Source organism: Polymorphum gilvum SL003B-26A1 (assembly GCF_000192745.1).
Classification (GTDB): domain Bacteria; phylum Pseudomonadota; class Alphaproteobacteria; order Rhizobiales; family Stappiaceae; genus Polymorphum; species Polymorphum gilvum.
Map to the genome: position 1 here is coordinate 213,820 of NC_015259.1, position 19,095 is coordinate 232,914.

Consider the following 19,095-nt stretch of genomic DNA (forward strand, 5'->3'; position numbering starts at 1 on the left):
GTTCGAATGTCGCGTCGCTGTCGCGATCCCGCCTCAGGCGTCGTCCTTCGACGTCAGGATCTGACGGCCCCGGTACATGCCGGTCTTCAGGTCGATGTGATGCGGGCGGCGCAGTTCGCCCGAATCCTTGTCCTCGACGTAGGTCGGCTGCTTCAGGGCGTCCGCAGAGCGGCGAAAGCCGCGCTTCATGCGCGAAGTTTTTCTCTTCGGAACGGCCATGTTCTTGTTCTCCGTGGTCCATAATCGGCGCGGCCCGGACCGGGGATAGCCCGGGGCGTGGCATCACGCAGCGTGTCTGAATGCGCGGCGTTATACAGGGAAGCTTTCGGTTTTGCCAGCCCGAAGCGCGAAAAATTCTGCGGCCGCCTAGCGCGGCGCCAGAACGCAGTCGAAGATTGCGCCGGCGACCCGCACGCGCGCCATGTTGGTGCGCGCCAGCCGGTCATGCGCGCGCGAGGGTTTGGCCGGGTTGCGGGCGAGCGGATTGGGCAGGGCGGTGGCGAGGCGGGCGGCCTCCGTTTGACTCAGATCCGCGGCGGACTTGCCGAACCACGCCTGCGCGGCGGCTTCCGCGCCGAAGATGCCCTCGCCCCATTCGGCGATGTTGAGATAGAGTTCCGCGATGCGCCGCTTGGTCAGCAGCGCGTCGATCATGACGGCGAGCGGGATTTCCAGCGCCTTGCGGACGTAGCTGCGTCCGCCCCACAGGAACAGGTTCTTGGCCAGCTGCATGGTCAATGTGCTCGCCCCGCGCGGATTGTCGCCGCCGCTCAGAACCCCGATCTGCACCTCCAGCGCGCTCCAGTCGACGCCGCCGTGGCTGCAGAAGCCGCTGTCCTCGGAGGTGATGACGGCGCGCACCAGGTGTGGCGAGATGCGCTCCAGTGGCTGCCATTTGCGGTCGACCCACAGGCCCTGGACGTGGCGAGCGAGCATCAGCGTGCTTTGCGCTGGCAGCCAAGCGTAGAGGAGCGTCAGTGCGGGCGGCAGCAGGACGAGGACGAACGCGGCGCGCAACAACCAGCGGCGCGCCCGGGCGAGGGTAAGAGGCTTCACGCCCGGTCTGCCTTTTTCCGCGCCGCGGCCGGCCTATTTCGTGGCGGCGTGCCGGATGTGCTGGATGTCGCCACGCAGCTCCCGTTCGTTGTCGACGATGAAATCGCGGAGGATCGGCACCGCGTCGCGTTCCAGCGACAGCATGAGCTGGAACACCATGTTGATACCATGCAGGAAGCTGATTTCCACGCCGCAAAGGTAAAATTCCCACATGCGACAGAACCGCTCGTCGTAGAGCCGGGCCGCCTCGTCCCGGCGCGCCTCGAAGCGCTGCCGCCAGGCGCGGATCGTGTAGTAGTAGTGCAGCCGCAGCACCTCCATGTCGCAGACCCACAGGCCGAGCCGCTCGACCGAGGTCATCACCTCCGACAGGGCCGGGCAGTAGCCGCCGGGGAAGATGTATTTCAGGATGAACGGACCGGCCGAGCCGGGCGGCGCCATGCGGCCGATCGAGTGGATCATGGCATAGCCGCCCGGTTCCAGGCAGTCGCGCACCTTGGCGAAATAGCCGTCCAGGCGGCCGATGCCGACGTGTTCCATCATGCCGACGGAGACGATCCGGTCGAATTTGCCCGAGAAGGTCCGGTAGTCCTGGCGGACGAAGCGCACGGTGCGCTCGAGCCCGGCTTCGGCAACCCGCGCCTCGGCGACGGCGATCTGCTCTGGCGAGACGTTGAGCGAAGTCACCTCTGCGCCGGCTTCCCCCATGCGCATGGCCAGCGAGCCCCAACCGCCGCCGATCTCCAGCACGCGCATGCCCGGCTTGAGGTCTAGCTTGGCCAGGATGTGATCGAGCTTGGCGGCCTGGGCCTGTTCCAGCGTGTCGTCCGGCGTGCGGTAGTAGGCGCAGCTGTAGTTCAGGCCGTCGTCGAGGAACAGGCGGTAGAGATCGGTCGACAGGTCGTAATGGTGGCGCACGTCGCGCTCGGTCCGGCCGATCATGTGTCCCTGGTGGAAGCGGCGCAGCCGTTCCCACAACCGCGACAGCCTGTGCTGCAGGGGATACAGCCCCATCGGGGCCGGATTGATGAAGAACAGGGTGATGAAATCCAGGCAGGTCGACCCGTCTTCCAAAGTAAGCGTTCCGGCCATGTAGGCTTCTGCGGCGGCCAGCTCCGGATCTGTCGCGAGCTTCCAATGTAACGCAGGGTCATGAAGCCGGATGATTACATCGGGGCCATCGTGCCCCGTGCCGAATTCGTGATGACGGCCGTAAGCGTCTATGATCCGGAACCGACCTCGGACGATGCAGGATTTCAGCAAGCGTGCAAGAAGGCGCATGGTTACTGTCTCCCGATGACAGGACTTCAGCATATTCCCGAATTTCCCGCCGATGCAACCACCGCGGGCCTCGGCTCGCCGCGGATCGCGGCTTGACGCCCGCGCCGTTTCGGGTGAGGGAACCGGCCGGGCCGCGCGCGTCGATCGCGACCCAGGACAGACGCCCCGGGACAGACAGCCCGGGACGAGGGGCAGGACGAGGGACATGGACGTGACCGAACGGCTGGAAGCGCATCTTGCGGAGGTGGCCGGGCGCATGGAGGCGGTTCTGGCCGACGCGCTCGCCCCCGCGCCCAAGGATGGCGAGACGGAACGCCCGTCACGGTTGGTCGAGGCCATGCGCCATGCGGCGCTGGGCGGCGGCAAGCGGCTGCGGCCGGTGCTGATGGTCGAGACGGCGCGTCTGTTCGGCCGCGCCGACGACGGCGTCTACCGCGCCGCCGCAGCGCTGGAATGCATCCACTGCTATTCGCTGGTTCACGACGATCTGCCGGCGATGGACGACGATGACCTGCGCCGGGGGCGCCCGACCGTCCACAAGGCGTTCGACGAAGCGACTGCCATCCTGGCCGGCGATGCGCTGCTGACGCTCGCCTTCGACCTGATCGCGGAGGCCCCGGTGCATCCCGATCCGGCGGTGCGGTTGAGGCTGTCGCAGGAGCTGGCGCGCGCCGCCGGCGTCGGCGGCATGGCCGGCGGCCAGATGCTGGACCTGGAGGCCGAGCACCGCGTGCGCAGCGAGACCGAGATCCGCACGCTGCAGGCGATGAAGACCGGCGCGCTGCTGCGCTACGCCTGCCGGGCCGGGGCGATCCTGGCCGACGCGGGCGCGGAGGACGTGGCGCGGATGACGCGGTTCGGCGAAGTCGTCGGTCTCGCCTTCCAGCTTGCCGACGACCTGCTTGACCTGGAAGCGCAGGCGGATGCGGTCGGCAAGGCCACGGGGAAGGATGCGGCCGCCGGCAAGGCGACGCTGGTGGCGCTTTACGGGCCGCAGCAGACGCGTGTGATCCTTGCCGACTTGTCGGCCGAAGCGAAGGCGCTCCTCGCCAGCGACGGCGCGCGCGGAGACCTGCTCAGCCAGCTTGCCGCCTTCGTCGCCGAGCGGCAGCGCTGACGCCAGCCGGACCGGCCGTCAGGCGCTTCTGGGTGCGGTGAAGGCGGCGAGGGCTTCGGCACTGCCGCCCTTGTCCTTCAGGCCGTCGACCGTGCGCAGGAAATCCTTCAGCAGGTTGCCGGGGATTTCGATCTCCGCCTGCGGCCTGCCGAACAGGTAGCCCTGCAGATGGTCCACGGCGAGGCCTTCGATGGCGCGCGCCTGAAGCAGGGTCTCGACGCCTTCGATGGTCACCCGCATGTTCAGGGCGCGGCCGAGCGCGATGATCGTCGACAGGATCTTCTGGATCGTTTCCGCCGATTGTGCGTAGCCGTCCATGAAGCTGCGGTCGATCTTGATCTTGTCGAACGGGAACCGCCACAGGTAGCTGAGGCTCGAATAGCCGGTGCCGAAATCGTCCATGACGATGCTGACGCCGAGCGCCTTGAGGTCGTTCAGCTGTCGCAGGACGCTGTCGCTGTCGTCCAACAGCAGACTTTCGGTGATCTCCAGCTCCAGTCGGCCGGGGGCCAGGCCGGTCTCCTCGAGGGTCCTGGCGACGAACTCGGCGAGGTTGCCCGCGGCGAACTGGGACGGCGACAGGTTGATCGCGATCGACAGGTCGTCCGGCCAGGAGGTGGCCGACTGGCAGGCCTTGCGGATGACCCAGCCGCCGATGGTCGGCAGCAGGCCGAGATCCTCGGCGACCGGGATGAACTCGGTCGGCGGCACCATCTCGCCGGTGTCGTCCGGCAGGCGCAACAGGGCCTCGAAGCCGGTGATGCGCCCTTCGGCGACGCACATGATCGGCTGGAAATGCAGCAGGAAATTGCGGTCGCGCGAGGCGAGGCGAACGAGGCGCTCAAGCTCGCGCCGTCGCACCAGTTCCTCTTCCATGGTGTCGCGGAAGAAGCTGAAGCCGTTGCGGCCCGTGTTCTTGACGAAGGACAGCGCGAAGCCGGCCTTCTTGACCAGCTCGCGCGCCGACGTGGCGTCGGCGGGCATCAGCGCGCAGCCGATGCTGACCGAGATCGGCACGTCGCGGTCCTCCACGGCATAGGTCTCCGACAGGCGCCGGACCAGGCGCTGCGCCATGGACTCCGCCTGCCGCTGGCAGAGAATGCCGCACTGGGCGATCACGAACTCGTCGCCGCCGAAGCGGCCGATGAAGTCGTACGGCCTGATCATCTCGCTGGCGCGCATGGCGACCAGGCGGATCAGTGCGTCGCCTTCTTCGGGTCCCAGTTCGTCGTTGACGGCCTTGAAGCGGTCGATGTCGATGACATGCAGGGCGATGGCCTCGCCGTCGGCGGCCGCGGTGCGGACGGTCTCTTCGAGTCGGTCCATGAAGGCGGCCCGGTTGAGCACGCCGGTCAGGCCGTCGTGGCGGGCGTGGAAGTCGGCCCTGGCGTCGGCGACGCGCTTGCCTTGCGAACGGACCACGAAGGCGGTGTAGGGAATCGAGAAGGCGAGGGCGAGCAGGGCGCTCAGCAGCAGTCCCGCGAGCGTCAGGTCGTGGCGGAACCGGGTCGCGGTTTCGCTCTGGTCGACATAGACCTCGACGACGGCGGCGATCCTGCCGTCCCTGACGATCGGCAGGTAGGTCTCCGCATAGACGTCCGGCCGTCCCGGCTTCCTGTCGTCGAAGACCTGCGTGAACGGAGTGCCGGTCTGGAACACGGCGGCGGCCTGCGGGTTGTGGGTGGCAAGGTCGGCGCCTTCGGTCTCGATGCGGCCCTGGTCGTCGACCACCAGCCGCAGCCGGCCGTCGTCGCCGAAGATCTTGAAGCGGAAGACGCGGCCCATGGTGCCGGCGAGACGGATGACCTCGAGGCTCTGGGCCGACGGCTCCGAGGCGTTGGCAATGGCCTCCAGGTCGGTCAGCTTTTCCGAAAGGCCTTCCGCCCACATGCGCGATTCCATCTGCGCGTCGCGGGCGATCCAGTGGTCGACGAAATAGGAAATCAACTGCAGCGCGCAGGCCACAAAGACGACGCCGGCGACCAGCAGGCCGCCGATGAGCCGGAAATCAGAAACTGGCACCGCCTTACGCATTCGGCCCCCCGGGTTCGTCAGGAGACCTAAGCAAAAATGTCCTAATATATTCTATCGGACACTTGACAAACCGCGCCAGATGCCTGCGGCCAACTCATGCCGGACACGATCACGCCTTGTGACGGCCAAAATCCGGTGCCGCCGTTTCTTGGCCGGCCTCGATGATCGAGCGGCGGATGCCGCGGGTGCGCGTGAACAGGTCGAACAGCGCCTGGCCGTCGCCCCAGCGGATCGCCCGCTGCAGGGCGGCCAGATCCTCCGAGAAGCGTGCCAGCATCTCCAGGATGGCGTCCTTGTTGTGCAGGCAGACATCGCGCCACATGGTCGGATCGGAAGCCGCCAGGCGGGTGAAGTCGCGGAAGCCCGAGGCGGAATACTTGATCACCTCGGATTTGGTGACCGTCTCCAGGTCGTCGGCGGTACCGACGATGTTATAGGCGATCAGGTGCGGCAGGTGCGAGACGATGGCGAGCACCAGGTCGTGGTGCTGCGGGTCCATGGTGTCGACGTTGGAGCCGCAGGCGCGCCAGAAGGCGGAGAGCTTCTCCAGCGCTTCCGGGTTCGTGCCGGGCAGCGGCGTCAGGATGCACCAGCGGTTCTGGAACAGGGTCGCGAAACCGGCGTCCGGCCCCGAATGCTCCGTGCCCGCGATCGGATGGCCAGGGATGAAATGGACACCCTTCGGCACATGGGGGGCGATCTGGGCAACGACGGAGGCCTTGGTCGACCCGACATCGGTCAGGATCGCGCCTTTCTTCAGCGACGGCGCGATCCATTTGGCGACCGCCTCGCTGGCGCCGACCGGAATACCGAGCACGACCAGGTCCGCACCCTCCACCGCCACGGCCGCGTCGGCCTCGTAACGGTCGCCGAGGCCCAGTTCCTCTGCGCGGGCCAGCGTCTGCGGCGAGCGGGTGGAGATGACGATCTCCCGGGCGAGGTTCTCCTCGCGGACGACGCGGGCGATCGAGGACCCGATCAGGCCGATGCCGATCAGGGCGACGCGCTGGAACAGGGGCTCAGGCATGGCGGAGAGACGGACTTTCTAGCTGTTCAGGAACTCGGCGAGGGCGGCGACCACGGCACGGTTGGCCTCCTCGGAGCCGATCGACATGCGTAGCGCGTTGGGCAGGCCGTAATTGGCGACCAGCCGGAGCACGCAGCCGCGCGCCGACAGGAAGGCATCGGCGTCGGCGGCGCGCTTGCCGTCCGTATCGGGGAAATGCATCAGCACGAAGTTGCCGACGCTCGGCGTCACGGCAAGGCCGAGCTTTTCCAGTTCGGTCGTGACCCAAGGCAGCCAGGTGTCGTTGTGGCCGACCGCCGCCTCGACGAAGGCGCGATCCTTCACCGCGGCGACGCCGGCGGCGATCGCCGGGCCCGACACGTTGAACGGGCCGCGGATGCGGTTCAGCGCGTCGATCATGTGCGCCGGACCGAAGCCCCAGCCGAGCCGCAGGTTGGCAAGGCCGTAGATCTTGGAGAAAGTGCGCGTCATGAACACGTTCTCGGTCGTCGCGGCCAGTTCCATCCCCGCCTCGTAGTCGTTGCGGCGCACGTATTCAGCATAGGCAGCGTCGAGCACGAGCACGACATGTGGCGGCAGGCCGGCATGCAGGCGGCGGACCTCCTCGAACGGCAGGTAGGTGCCGGTCGGATTGTTCGGATTGGCGAGGTAGACCATCTTGGTGCGGCCGGTGACCCGCGCCAGGATGGCGTCGACATCCGTGGTCAGGTTCCTTTCCGGCGCCACCACCGGCGTCGCCCCGGCGGCGCGGATGGCGATCTCGTAGACCAGGAAGCCGTGCTCGCTGTAGATCGCCTCGTCGCCGGGCGCGAGATAGGCGTTGGACACGAGGCTGAGGATCTCGTCCGAGCCGGCGCCGCAGATGATCCGGTCCGGGTTGAGCCCGTAGACGTCGCCGATCGCCGCGCGCAGAGCGCTGGCGCTGCCGTCCGGATAGAGCTCCAGCTTGTCGCCGACCTCGGCATAGGCCGCGCGCGCCTGCGGGCTGGCGCCGAGTGGCGTCTCGTTGGACGACAGCTTGTACAGCCGGGCGCCGCCGGTCGCCTTGGACTTGCCGGGAACGTAGGGGGCGATGTCGAGGACACCGGGGCGGGGTTGCGGGCGGGTGATGCTGGGGGTGTTCATGGTCTTCATGCCTCGTCGGCGCGCGGGTCTCCCCAGCCGCCGGTTTCGAACTCGTCCTCCGCGCCAGGATCGATGTCGATCGGCGCGGCATAGCCGCCCACGGGGCGCAGCACGTCCGGCTCGGCGCCAGCCTCGATGCAGGCCGCCAGGACGTCCTCTTCGGTCATGTCCGCCGAGACGGCGAGCAGCGCGTCGACGCCGTCGCCGGTGCGGAAGAAACTCAGAACCTCGATGCCGCTGTTCATCAGGCTGCCGGGGAGGGCGCCGATCCAGCGGGCGTCGAAGACGCGGGTGTCGGGCATCTCCTGGCCGGGGATCGGGCGGCAGATGACCACCGCCGGCAGGTCGGCCGGCCGGTCCTCGGCGACGAAGAAGGGCAGGCGCGCGACGATCTGTGCGCCGTCCGTACCCAGGCCGCGCCACCACGGCAAGTCGGCACGCTCGCTCAGCGCGACGATGCCGAGGTCGGAGACCGAGGCGGCCACTGTGCCGACCACGTCAGCGGCATCGCCCGGCGTTTCCATCTCGACGGAAAAGCCGAAGTAGAACCGCGCCAGGTCGCGCATGGCTGCGATGTCGGCACCGCCGTCCAGATGCACCCGGTAGTCGCCCTGCAGCCGGGTGCTGGTCGAGATGATCTCGCGCCACAGGTGCTCCACCGCGGTCAGCGGCAGCGAGCCGGCATGGCGCTCGACCATGCGGCGCATCATGTCGGCCTCCCGGTCGGGGCGGAACATCACCCCTTCGGCGCCGCTTGCGCGCTTGGCCGCGACGATGCCGTCGATCACCCGCGCGCGATCCATCAACAGCCGGTGCAGGTCCGCATCGATGGCGTCGATGCGCCGGCGCAGGGCGTCGAGGGACGGGAGCTGGGCAGGGTCGTCGGACATGGCGGGATTTGGGCCTCGCGGCAATGTGGCGGTCGCGGCGCATAGTCATAGGCAGGAGCCGCGTCGAAAGCAAAAGAAAACATTGACACTGGACCGGCCGGGACCCTAGCTAGCAGCCCCTTGCAATGTGCGGCTTTCCGGCATCCGCACGACGAGCCCAGGGATGATGCTTCGGGTCATGACGGACACCCCCGCCCCTTCCACGGCTGGCGACATCGAGCAGGCGCAGCGCCGCGAGATCGATACGCCGAGCAGCCACGTCGCCCGGTTCGGCGCGGACGACGCACTGGCGCTCGACGCCGGCTCCACGCTCGGGCCGTGGCAGATCGCCTACGAGACCTACGGCACGCTCAATGCCGAGCGCACCAATGCGGTCCTGGTCTGCCATGCGCTGACCGGTGACCAATACGTCGCTTCGACCCATCCGGTGACCGGTAAGCCCGGCTGGTGGACCATGATGGTCGGTCCGGGCAAACCGGTCGACACCGATCGCTATTTCGTCATCTGCGCCAACGTGCTCGGCGGCTGCATGGGCACCACGGGTCCGGCCTCGCTCAACCCGGCGACCGGTCGGCCCTATGCGCTCGACATGCCGGTGGTGACCATCCGCGACATGGTGCGCGCCCAGACGCGCCTGGTCGAGCATCTCGGCATCGAAACGCTGTTCTGCGTTATCGGCGGCTCGATGGGTGGCATGCAGGTGCTGCAATGGGCGGCGAACTTTCCGCACAAGGTGTTCTCGGCGATCCCGATCGCCGCCGGCGCGCGCCATTCCTCGCAGAACATCGCCTTCCACGAGGTCGGCCGTCAGGCGATCATGGCCGATCCGGATTGGCGCGGCGGCAGTTACCTCTCCGACGGCGTCAGGCCGAGCAAGGGCCTGGCGGTGGCGCGCATGGCCGCGCACATCACCTACATGTCCGACGAATCCCTGCACCGCAAGTTCGGCCGCAACCTGCAGGACCGCGAGGCGCTGACCTTCGGCTTCGACGCCGATTTCCAGATCGAGAGCTACTTGCGCCACCAGGGCATGACCTTCGTCGACCGCTTCGACGCCAATTCCTATCTCTATGTCACCCGGGCGATGGACTATTTCGACCTCGCCGCCGAGTACGGCGGCTCCCTGCCGCAGGCGTTCCTGCACACGGACACGCGCTTCTGCGTCATGTCCTTCACCTCGGACTGGCTGTTCCCGACAGCCGAGAGCAAGGCGGTGGTGCGCGCGCTCAACGCGGCGGCCGCCAACGTGTCCTTCGTCGAGGTCGCATCCGACCGCGGCCACGACGCCTTCCTGCTCGACGAGCCGGAGCTGTTCCGCACCGTGCGCGGCTTCCTGACCGGGGCGGCGCATGCGCGCGGCATTCCGGCGCCCGGAGGGGCTGCCTGAGATGACCACGAACACCCGCATGCTCCAGCCGCGCGGCGATCACCTGGTGGTCTGCGATCTCGTCCCGGAAGGGGCGCGCGTGCTCGACGTCGGCTGCGAGGACGGCGCGCTGCTGCGGCTGCTCGCCGAGCGGCGCCATGTCGATGGCCGCGGCATCGAGCTGTCGCAGAGCGGCGTCAACAAGGCGGTGGCGCGCGGCCTGTCGGTCGTCCAGGGCGACGCCGATACCGACCTCGCCGACTATCCGGACGATGCCTTCGACGTGGTCATCCTCAGCCAGACGCTGCAGGCGACCCGCGATCCCAAGGGCGTACTGCGCCAGCTGTTGCGCATCGGCGGCCTGGTGATCGTGTCGATCCCCAATTTCGCCCACTGGCGCAACCGCATGCAACTCCTGCTGCGCGGCCGCATGCCGGTGACCAAGTACCTGCCCTATCAGTGGTACGACACGCCGAACATCCATTTCTGCTCGATCCGCGACTTTGTCGCCCTGGTCGACGAGCTGGACGCCACGGTGGTCAAGGCGGTGGCGCTCAGCGGTCGCGGCGAGCGGATTACCTTCAACGCGCCGTGGTGGCTGTGGAATCTGGTCGGCGAACAGGCGGTGTTCCTGTTGAAACGGTGAGGCGGGATGGCTCCGGTCCCGCCGGCCGCAATCCCGTCGCCGCGCCCTCGGGGATGAACACCGGCCGCAGCACCCGCAGCACCCGCGGCCCCTCCTCGACCGGCAGGCCGCGGTAGATCCGCTTCTCCGCCTCGACCAGCAGAAGGCCGGCGAAGGCTGGCCACAGGCGACGGCCGGCGGCCTCCCAGGTCCGCGCCGAGCGCAGCACCATGCGGGCGCGCGTCGGCGGCAGGAACAACGCCTCCTCGTTGGCGGTCACGTCGAACTGGCAGGTTTTCAGCAGTCCCTGGATCTGGCCCCTCGAATAGGGCCGGCCGTAGCCGAAGGGCGATGTCTCCGACTGCGACCACAGGCCGCGCCGGTTGGGCACCACCACGATCACCCGCCCGCCCGGCGCCAGAACGCGCCAGACCTCGCGCAGCATCGCCGCCGGATCGCCGGACAGGTCGAGGGCGTGCACGACCAGCGCGCGCTCGAACAGGGCATCGGAAAACGGCAGGTGGGCCTCGTCGACCAGAACGGCGGCATTGTCGCGCTCGCGCGGCCAGGCGACCACGCCCTGCGGTCCGGGCATGGCGGCGACGCAGCGTTCGGCCTCGTCCAGATAGGGGCGCAGGAACGGCCCGGCGTAGCCGACGCCGAGCATGCTCTGGCCCTTAAGGGACGGCCACAGCGCGCGGATGCGTCCGCCGACGAGGCTGCGCAGCAGGCGCCCGAGCGGCAGGTCGTAGAAGGTTCTCAGGTCGGCAACGTCGAGATACATGGCCCGTCCGCGTCAAGGTCGCGGCGATTGAACCTTGCCCGGCCCGATAAGGCAAGGCTTGGCCCTTGCGGCGGGCAGGCGGCTTTGCCACTGTGCGGAAAAGACACCCGAAAGAAGGAGAAGATCCATGGCCCGTGCCGAGGTCCGACAGTTTTCCTGCCTGTCCGACAATTTCGGCGTGCTGGTGCACGACCCCGACAGCGGCGCGACGGTCGCCATCGACGTGCCCGATGCCGAGCCCTATCTCGCGGTGCTCTCTGAAACCGGCTGGACGCTCGGCCACATCCTGATCACCCATCATCACTGGGACCACGTCCAGGGCCTCGCCGCGCTGAAGGAGGCGACCGGTGCCCGTGTCGTCGGCCCGGCCCTGTCGCGCGACAAGATCGCCGGCCTCGACGACACCGTGGAGGACGGCGACACCGTCCATGTCGGTCCCTGGGAGGTCAAGGCGATCGCGACGCCGGGCCACACGCTCGACCAGATCTCCTGGTGGTTTCCGTCCGAGGGCATCGCGCACACCGGCGACACGCTGTTCGCGCTCGGCTGCGGCCGGGTGTTCGAAGGCGACATGGAGATGATGTGGGCCTCGCTCGACAAGCTCGCCCGCCTGCTGCCGCCCGAGACCGTGATCTACTGCGGCCACGAATACACGGCCGCCAACGCCCGCTTCGCGCTCGCCGTCGATCCGCATAACGCGGCGCTCAGGGCGCGCGCCGACGAGGTCGCCGCGCTGCGCGCCGCCGGCCGGCCGACGCTGCCGACGACCATGGCGCGCGAACTGGCGACCAACCCGTTCCTGCGCGCGCGGGATCCGGGCCTGCAGAGGGCGCTCGGCTTCGAGGGCGCGGATCCGGCCGCCGTCTTCGCCGAGGTCCGCCGACGCAAGGACAAGGCTTAACCAGGATCGGACACGCCGGCCGCCGGCACCCCGGCGCTCGCCGCCCGACAGGACAGGAGGAAGCCGGATGCCCCTCAATCTCAGCGTCTCCGAGGTCGTGGCGATGCTCGGCATGAAGCCGCATCCCGAAGGCGGCTTCTATGTCGAGACGTTCCGCGATCCGGCGACCGACGCCGGCGGGCGCGCCGCCTCGACGGCGATCTATTTCCTGCTGCCCGAGGGCGTTCTGTCGCGCTGGCACCGGATCGATGCGGTCGAGGTCTGGCACTGGTACCGCGGCGCGCCGCTGGAGCTGTCGGTCAGCGCCGATGGCGCTTGCCTGGAGACGGTGACGCTCGGTCCCGATCTCGTCGCCGGCCAGCGGCCGCAGGCGGGCGTGCCGCGCCACTCCTGGCAGCAGGCCATGAGCCTCGGCCCCTGGACGCTGGTCGGCTGCACCGTGGCGCCGGGGTTCGACTTCTCCGGCTTCGAACTGGCGCCCGAGGGCTGGGCGCCGAGGTAAGCGGTTTCAGGACGGCCGGTTACCTGGCCGCTCAGGCGCTCGCCTTGGCTGCGGCGCGCTCGGCGCGCTTGCGGTCGTGCGGATCGAGCAGCGCCTTGCGCAGACGGATGTTCTTCGGCGTCACCTCGACCAGCTCGTCGTCGGCGACATAGGACAGTGCCGCCTCCAGGCTGAGGCGCATCGGCGTCGTCAGCTTGACCGCATCGTCCTTTCCGGCAGCGCGGATGTTGGTCAGCTGCTTACCCTTCAGCACGTTGACCTCAAGGTCGTTGCCGCGGGTGTGCTCGCCGATGATCATGCCCTGGTAGACCTTGGTGCCCGGGTCGATCATCATCGGGCCGCGATCCTCCAGGTTGAACAGGGCGTAGGCCACCGCCTCGCCGTCGCCGTTGGAGATCAGCACGCCGGTGTGGCGCATCGGGATGTCGCCCTTGTAGGGCGCATACTCGTGGAACACGCGGTTGAAGATCGCCGTGCCGCGGGTGTCCGAGAGCAGTTCGGACTGGTAGCCGATCAGCCCGCGCGTCGGCGCGTAGAACACCAGGCGGGTGCGGCCGCCGCCCGACGGGCGCATCTCGCGCAGTTCGGCCTTGCGCTCCGACAGCTTCTGCACGACGACGCCCGAGTGCTCCTCGTCGACGTCGATGATGACTTCCTCGATCGGCTCCAGCCGCTGGCCGGCGGCGTCGAACTGGTAGACCACGCGCGGACGGCCGACGCACAGTTCGAAACCCTCGCGGCGCATGTTCTCGATCAGGATGGCGAGCTGCAGTTCGCCGCGCCCCGAGACGATGAAGGCGTCCGGCTCTTCCGTGTCCTCGACCTTCAGCGCGACGTTGCCCTCGGCCTCGTCGAACAGGCGCTTGCGGATGACGCGCGACTGCACCTTGTCGCCTTCGGTGCCGGCAAGCGGGCCGTCGTTGACGCGGAAGGTCATCGACAGGGTCGGCGGGTCGATCGGCTGGGCCTCCAGCGGTGCGGTCACGTCCATGGCGCACAGCGTGTCGGAGACGGTTGCCTCGGACAGCCCGGCAATGGCGACGATGTCGCCGGCCTCGCCCTTGTCGATCGGCTGGCGTTCCAGGCCGCGGAAGGCCAACACCTTGGATATGCGGCCCGTTTCGGTCACCGTGCCGTCGCGCGACAGGGCCTTGATCGGCATGTTGGGCACCGCCTCGCCGGCGACGATGCGGCCGGTGAGGATGCGGCCGATGAACGGGTTGCTCTCGATGGTCGTCGCCAGCATGCGGAACGAGCCGGCTTCCGCCTTGGGCGCGGGGACATGGTTCAGGATCAGGTCGAACAGCGGCGCCATGGAGTCGCGCGGGCCGGAGGGGTCGTTCGCCATCCATTCCTGCTTGGCCGACCCGTAGACGACCGGGAAGTCGAGTTGCTCTTCGTTGGCGTCGAGCGCGGCGAACAGGTCGAACACCTCGTCGAGCACTTCCTCGGCACGCTGCTCCGGCTTGTCGATCTTGTTGATGGCGACGATCGGCCTGAGGCCGAGCTTGAGCGCCTTGCCGAGCACGAACTTGGTCTGAGGCATCGGTCCCTCGGCGGCGTCGACCAGCAGCACCACGCCGTCGACCATGTGCAGGATGCGCTCCACCTCGCCGCCGAAATCGGCGTGGCCGGGCGTGTCGACGATGTTGATGCGGGTGTCGCCCCACACAAGCGAGGTGACCTTGGCCAGGATGGTGATGCCGCGCTCGCGCTCCAGGTCGTTGGAGTCCATCATGCGCTCTTCCGTGCGCTGGTTGTCGCGGAATGAGCCCGACTTCTTCAGAAGGACGTCGATCAGGGTGGTCTTGCCATGGTCGACGTGGGCGATGATGGCGATGTTGCGCAGCTTCATGAAGGCTCCAAAAGACACCGCGGGCCGGTCGGGCCCGCGGTCGGTGTCTTTGCGTTGGTCGGTGCTCCCCGTCCTGCCGGGGCCGAAATCTGCGGCCTATATAGTCGCTGGGGCGGATTTGTGCAACGCGGCAGTGCGCCTTGACAGGCGCATGCCGGACGCCTACTTCATAAGTATTCCATATTATATGGCCTCCAGATGACTGCTTCCGATCCGGTTTCCTCGATCGCCATGCTGATCGTGGACCTCTCACGCCTGCTGCGGCGACGCTTCGAGGCGGCCCTTGCCGAGGTCGATACCGGTCTGACCGTGGCCGAGGCGCGCGCGCTGAACTTCATCCGCCGCCATCCCGGACGCCGCCAGGCGGTGCTCGCCGAGCGGCTCAACATCGAGCCGATGACCCTGGTCGGCTATCTCGATTCCCTGGAACGCGCCGGGCTGGTCAGCCGCGAGGTCGACAGCGCCGACCGGCGCGCCAAGATCGTCGCGTTGACCCCGGCCGCCGCGCCCGTCCTGGGGCGCATCGATCTCGCGATCAACCGCGTCCATCGCGAGTTGGTCGGCGATCTTCCGCCAGAGCAGGCGGAGCGCGCCCGCGACGTGCTGGCCGCGTTCAAGGCCAACCTGCTGGCCATCGACCGCGACGGAGACTGCGAATGAGCGCCGCGACCGCCGCCCTCATGAGCGAACGGCGTACGGCTATTCTTGGCGCCGCGCTGGTCGCGATCGGGCCGATCACCATGGCCCTCTACACCCCCGCCATGCCGGCGCTCGCCGCCGCCTTCGGCACCAGCGCCTCGATGGTCAAGCTGACCCTGACGGCCTATTTCGCCGGCTTCGCGCTGACGCAACTGGTCTGCGGCCCGCTCACCGACGCCTACGGACGGCGTCCGGTTACCCTCATCTTCATGGCGCTCTATCTCGTCTCGACCCTTTTGGCCACTTTTGCGCCGACCATCGAATGGATGATCGCGGCCCGCACGCTGCAGGGCGTTGGCGCGGCGATCGGCATCTCGGTGTCGCGCGCGATCGTGCGCGACCAGTTCACCGGCCAGACCGCGGCGCGGATCATGAACACCATCGCCATGATGCTGGCGCTCGGTCCGGCCCTGTCGCCATCGGTCGGCGGGCTGACGCTGGAGCTGTTCGGCTGGCGAGAGATCTTCATCTTCATGACGCTCTACGGCGTCGTGTTGACCCTGGCCGTCGTTGTGTTCATGCGCGAGACCAACGCCTATATCGACCCGGCCAACATCCGGATCCGGCGCTTGGTGGTCAACTATGCCGCTCTGCTGAAGGACCCCCGCTTCCTGCAGCCGAGCCTTCTGATCGGGTTCGGCATCGGCACCATCTACGCCATCGCCACGGTGCTGCCCTTCGTGCTGATCGATCGGGTTGGCCTGTCGCCGTCGGCCTTCGGTTTCGGCATGCTTGCCCAGTCGGGCTCGTTCATTGCCGGCACCGTCGTCACGGGTCGGCTGCTGAAGCGCATCGAAGCCGGCCGGCTGGTTCCGGCCAGCCTCGTCGGCATGACGCTGGCGGCGCTGGCCATGATCGTGTCGCTGACGATGCTGCCGCCCGGCTTCCTGAGCGTGATGGGGCCGGTCGCGCTGTTCGCCTTCTCGATCACCTTCATGTTGCCGGCCGCCACCGTCGCCTCGCTGCAGGGTTTCCCGCACATGGCGGGCGCCGCCTCGTCGCTGACCGGCTTCCTGCAGTTCGGCTCGGGCATCCTCGGCAGCCTGTGCGCCGCGGCCCTCGGCGACCCGCTGCTCGGCATGGCCGTGATCGGGCCGGGCATGCCGCTGCTGGCTGTCGGCGCCTATCTGCTGCTCGGCCCGTCCGCCCGTCGGCACGGCCTGCCGGCGGAATAGCCGGGCAGCGTTCGGGCGTGGGGCTTGACCGGGCCGACGCGGCGGGCCATCACCGCGCCCTGCATCCCGCTTCGCCCCGACACCAGGAGCCTGGCCTCATGGCGCATTCTCGCCCCTACACGCTCCCCTCCGGCCGACCCCACGTGATGGGCATCCTCAACCTAACGCCGGACAGCTTTTCCGACGGCGGGCGTTTTGTCGACGCCCGAACGGCCGTCGCCCATGCGCGGGCGATGGCGGAGGAGGGCGCCGACATCCTCGACATCGGCGGCGAAAGCACCCGTCCGGGCGCCGCTCCCGTCTCGCTCGAGGAGGAATGGGCGCGCCTTGCTCCGGTGCTCGATCCGGTGGTCGAGCTCGGCCTGCCCGTCTCCATCGACACCTACAAGGCCGAGATCGCCCGGCGCGCCTGCGCCGCCGGCGCAGTCATCGTCAACGACGTCTGGGGCCTGCAGAGGGACTCGGCCATGGCCGACGCGGTCGCCGAGACCGGCGCCCACGTGATCATGATGCACAACCGTACCAAAGCCGACCCGTCGGTCGACATCCTCGCCGACATCGACCGCTTCTTCGAACGCTCGATGACCCTGGCGGATCGTGCCGGCATCGCGCGCGACCGGCAGATCCTCGATCCAGGCTTCGGCTTCGGCAAGACCGTCGACCAGAACTACCTGATCCTCAACCGCTTCGCGTCGCTGAAGAAGCACGGCCTGCCGCTGCTCGCCGGCGCCTCGCGCAAGCGCATGATCGCCGCGGTGCTGGACGTGCTGGCCGACGAGCGCCTCTACGGCTCGCTCGCCGTCCACCTGCTGGCCGCCGAGCGGGGGGCGGCGATTGTGCGCGTCCACGACGTGCGACCCCATGTCGACGCCTTGCGCATCCTGGAAGCGACCCTTGCGGAGCAGGTCCGGTGAGCGCCGCCATGCCGCCCGTGCGCGCGGCACTCGGCCTCGGCTCCAACATGGGCGACCCGAAGGCCAACCTGGACGCGGCCGTCGCGAGGCTCGCCACAAGCGACGGCATCAGCCTCGTCGCCCGCTCGTCCGGCTACCGTACCCCGCCCTGGGGACCGGTGCCGCAGGACGACTACCGCAACATCTGCGTGACGATCGACACCACCTTGTCGCCGCGCGCGCTGCTCGACCGCTGCCTGCAGATCGAGCGCGAGATGGGCCGCGTGCGCGACGTGCGCTGGGGGCCGCGGCTGATCGACATCGACGTGCTGATCTACGGTCGGGAGACGGTCGACGAGGACAACCTGACGATCCCGCATCCGCGCATGGGCGAGCGCGCCTTCGTGCTGGTGCCCCTCGTCGAGATCTGGCCGGACGCGCCGCTCGGCGGCGGTCGCACGGCGCTGGAGGCGCTGGCGAGCTGCCCGGACACCGACGGCATCGTCCGGCTCGACGACTGACGGCGCTCAGTTGAGCGCGACGAGACCGGCGTTGAGATAGGTCGCGAGGGCGACCCAGCCGGCATAGGGCAGGAACAGCAGCGCGGCCGTCCGGTCCGTCTTCCAGGCGAGGTGGATGAAGGCGCCGATCGCCGTCAGCAGAGCCAGGATCACGACGAGCCCGAGGGTGAGGCTATGCAGAGTGAACACGGCCGGGCTCCAGGCGAAGTTGAGCGCCATCTGCCCCAGCCACAGGCGGAACAGGGCCGGCGTCGACACCCGCCTCTGGAATGCACGCGCCCCGGCCAGCGCGATTAGCGCATAGAGCAGGGTCCATGCCGGCGCGAACAGCCAGTTGGGCGGGGTGAACGGCGGCTTGACGAGCCCTTGGTACCAGGCGCCGGGCATGTTGGTGGCACCGATGACGAGCCCGCCGCCGACGACGGCGAACAGGAACAGGACGACGGTCGGCATACCCGGGCGAGACATGATCGGATCCTTGAGAGCAAGACTCACCGGCAGATAGCGCAGAAACTTGCCATGTGAAGGCGGGCCTGCTCGGCGCCGTGGCGGAACGCTCTACCGACCGGGCAGGCGCGGCGGGCGAGGCAGCCGGCGAAACAGTCTGCGTCCGGATTTTTCGCCAGATGGGCGCGGCAGGCCGGCACGTCGTAGCCGCCGTCCAGGCTGATCGCCCCGACCGGGCAGGCGGACAGGCAGGGCTTGTCGGCGCAGTCCACGCAGGGGCCCGGCCGGTCCGGGTCGGTCGGCCCGGGCCAGGGCTCCCGCCATGGTTCAGACGACAGCAACGCGGCCCGAAACCCGGCCCATGGCCCGAAGGTCATGTGAGCGAGCACGCCGAGCGGGCTCTGTGAGAAGCCGCCGGCCGCCAGGGCCCAGCTCTGGAACGGGCGCCAGGGCGGCCCGTCGAAGGGAAACACGGCGATGCAGCCGACCTCCCGCGCGACCGCGCCCAGGACCCGCCGGGTGTAGCGGTCGAGCGGATCGGGCGCGCCGTCCGCGTTCTCGGGCGCGCGCTCAAACGCTCGCCACAGGGCGGGCCCGGCGTTGCCGACCAGCAGCAGGGTGCGCGCCGAGGGATCGGGCACGCCCGTGAGCCGCGCCGCATCCAGCGCGCCGAGCAGCAGGAAGCCCTTGGCTTCGAGGCGGGAGCGGAGCAGGGACGGGGCCGGGGTCATTGCCGATTATCGCCGTCGATCGGTGCGATTCGGCAAGTGCTAATCCGCCGCCCTTTCCGCCTTGGC

At 68.6% G+C, this 19,095-nt stretch carries 21 protein-coding genes; 10 read left to right on the top strand and 11 right to left on the bottom strand.

Annotation, left to right across the window (positions count from 1 at the left end; all coding sequences use genetic code 11):
• Positions 1-33: 33 nt before the first annotated feature.
• From rpmF to SL003B_RS01050, 3 genes are all read right to left on the bottom strand, one after another.
• Complete coding sequence (gene rpmF, locus SL003B_RS01040) at positions 34-219, bottom strand: 50S ribosomal protein L32 (protein ID WP_013650969.1); 186 nt, start codon at positions 217-219, stop codon at positions 34-36.
• A 147-nt stretch (positions 220-366) separates the two neighbouring features.
• Complete coding sequence (gene mtgA, locus SL003B_RS01045) at positions 367-1,056, bottom strand: monofunctional biosynthetic peptidoglycan transglycosylase (protein ID WP_013650970.1); 690 nt, start codon at positions 1,054-1,056, stop codon at positions 367-369.
• Positions 1,057-1,089: 33 nt separating this feature from the next.
• Complete coding sequence (locus SL003B_RS01050; protein WP_242390307.1) at positions 1,090-2,148, bottom strand: SAM-dependent methyltransferase; 1,059 nt, start codon at positions 2,146-2,148, stop codon at positions 1,090-1,092.
• Positions 2,149-2,208: 60 nt separating this feature from the next.
• Here SL003B_RS01050 and SL003B_RS23745 point away from each other — a divergent pair, with 60 nt between their 5' ends.
• Complete coding sequence (locus SL003B_RS23745) at positions 2,209-2,433, top strand: hypothetical protein (protein ID WP_013650972.1); 225 nt, start codon at positions 2,209-2,211, stop codon at positions 2,431-2,433.
• A 109-nt stretch (positions 2,434-2,542) separates the two neighbouring features.
• A complete protein-coding gene (locus SL003B_RS01055) occupies positions 2,543-3,454 on the top strand; it encodes a polyprenyl synthetase family protein (protein WP_013650973.1) in 912 nt (303 codons plus the stop codon).
• A gap of 18 nt (positions 3,455-3,472) precedes the next feature.
• Here the strand turns inward: SL003B_RS01055 and SL003B_RS01060 are convergent, their stop codons facing one another.
• The 4 genes from SL003B_RS01060 to pheA all read right to left on the bottom strand — a co-directional run bounded on the left by SL003B_RS01060 (position 3,473) and on the right by pheA (position 8,530).
• Positions 3,473-5,488: a putative bifunctional diguanylate cyclase/phosphodiesterase gene (locus tag SL003B_RS01060; protein ID WP_013650974.1), complete on the bottom strand. Its 2,016-nt coding sequence runs from the start codon at positions 5,486-5,488 to the stop codon at positions 3,473-3,475.
• A 109-nt stretch (positions 5,489-5,597) separates the two neighbouring features.
• Complete coding sequence (locus SL003B_RS01065) at positions 5,598-6,515, bottom strand: prephenate/arogenate dehydrogenase family protein (protein WP_013650975.1); 918 nt, start codon at positions 6,513-6,515, stop codon at positions 5,598-5,600.
• 18 nt (positions 6,516-6,533) lie between these two features.
• Positions 6,534-7,649 carry a pyridoxal phosphate-dependent aminotransferase gene (locus SL003B_RS01070; protein ID WP_013650976.1) on the bottom strand — a complete coding sequence of 372 codons (1,116 nt, stop codon included), beginning with the start codon at positions 7,647-7,649 and terminating at the stop codon, positions 6,534-6,536.
• Positions 7,646-8,530 carry a chorismate mutase gene (pheA, locus tag SL003B_RS01075; protein WP_013650977.1) on the bottom strand — a complete coding sequence of 295 codons (885 nt, stop codon included), beginning with the start codon at positions 8,528-8,530 and terminating at the stop codon, positions 7,646-7,648. The genes SL003B_RS01070 and pheA overlap by 4 nt, the downstream gene beginning before the upstream one ends.
• 178 nt (positions 8,531-8,708) lie before the next feature.
• On the opposite strand from pheA, the gene metX reads away from it, so the two are divergent.
• Together metX and metW are read left to right on the top strand one after the other, a co-directional pair.
• A complete protein-coding gene (gene metX, locus SL003B_RS01080) occupies positions 8,709-9,917 on the top strand; it encodes a homoserine O-acetyltransferase MetX (RefSeq protein ID WP_049792634.1) in 1,209 nt (402 codons plus the stop codon).
• 1 nt (position 9,918) lies between these two features.
• Entirely contained in the window at positions 9,919-10,542 is a 624-nt protein-coding gene (gene metW / locus SL003B_RS01085) for a methionine biosynthesis protein MetW (RefSeq protein ID WP_083812015.1), read from the top strand.
• Here the strand turns inward: metW and SL003B_RS01090 are convergent.
• Positions 10,478-11,305, bottom strand: a complete 828-nt coding sequence (locus tag SL003B_RS01090; RefSeq protein WP_013650980.1) for a methyltransferase domain-containing protein — start codon at positions 11,303-11,305, stop codon at positions 10,478-10,480. The two genes, metW and SL003B_RS01090, sit on opposite strands and share 65 nt — an antisense overlap.
• 127 nt (positions 11,306-11,432) lie before the next feature.
• Here SL003B_RS01090 and gloB point away from each other — a divergent pair, with 127 nt between their 5' ends.
• Entirely contained in the window at positions 11,433-12,206 is a 774-nt protein-coding gene (gene gloB / locus SL003B_RS01095) for a hydroxyacylglutathione hydrolase (protein ID WP_013650981.1), read from the top strand.
• A 67-nt stretch (positions 12,207-12,273) separates the two neighbouring features.
• Positions 12,274-12,708, top strand: coding sequence for a cupin domain-containing protein (locus SL003B_RS01100; protein WP_013650982.1), 435 nt, complete (start codon positions 12,274-12,276; stop codon positions 12,706-12,708).
• A 31-nt stretch (positions 12,709-12,739) separates the two neighbouring features.
• Here the strand turns inward: SL003B_RS01100 and typA are convergent, their stop codons facing one another.
• On the bottom strand, positions 12,740-14,563 hold the full coding sequence (typA, locus tag SL003B_RS01105) for a translational GTPase TypA (RefSeq protein ID WP_013650983.1): 1,824 nt from the start codon (positions 14,561-14,563) through the stop codon (positions 12,740-12,742).
• Between the two features lie 198 nt (positions 14,564-14,761).
• Here typA and SL003B_RS01110 point away from each other — a divergent pair, with 198 nt between their 5' ends.
• From SL003B_RS01110 to folK, 4 genes are all read left to right on the top strand, one after another.
• Entirely contained in the window at positions 14,762-15,223 is a 462-nt protein-coding gene (locus tag SL003B_RS01110) for a MarR family winged helix-turn-helix transcriptional regulator (protein WP_013650984.1), read from the top strand.
• The gene (locus SL003B_RS01115; protein ID WP_013650985.1) at positions 15,220-16,437 is read left to right on the top strand and encodes a multidrug effflux MFS transporter; all 1,218 of its coding nucleotides are present in this window, start codon (positions 15,220-15,222) and stop codon (positions 16,435-16,437) included. The genes SL003B_RS01110 and SL003B_RS01115 overlap by 4 nt, the downstream gene beginning before the upstream one ends.
• 98 nt (positions 16,438-16,535) lie before the next feature.
• Positions 16,536-17,351 (top strand): dihydropteroate synthase, encoded by an 816-nt coding sequence (gene folP, locus SL003B_RS01120; RefSeq protein ID WP_049792533.1) that lies wholly within the window; start codon positions 16,536-16,538, stop codon positions 17,349-17,351.
• On the top strand, positions 17,348-17,851 hold the full coding sequence (gene folK / locus SL003B_RS01125; RefSeq protein WP_013650987.1) for a 2-amino-4-hydroxy-6-hydroxymethyldihydropteridine diphosphokinase: 504 nt from the start codon (positions 17,348-17,350) through the stop codon (positions 17,849-17,851). Before folP ends, folK begins: the two co-directional genes overlap by 4 nt.
• A 6-nt stretch (positions 17,852-17,857) precedes the next feature.
• On the opposite strand, the gene SL003B_RS01130 is transcribed toward folK, so the two are convergent.
• A complete protein-coding gene (locus SL003B_RS01130) occupies positions 17,858-18,319 on the bottom strand; it encodes a TspO/MBR family protein (RefSeq protein ID WP_041375307.1) in 462 nt (153 codons plus the stop codon).
• Positions 18,320-18,342: 23 nt separating this feature from the next.
• A complete protein-coding gene (locus SL003B_RS01135; protein ID WP_013650989.1) occupies positions 18,343-19,029 on the bottom strand; it encodes a hypothetical protein in 687 nt (228 codons plus the stop codon).
• Positions 19,030-19,095 lie beyond the last annotated feature (66 nt).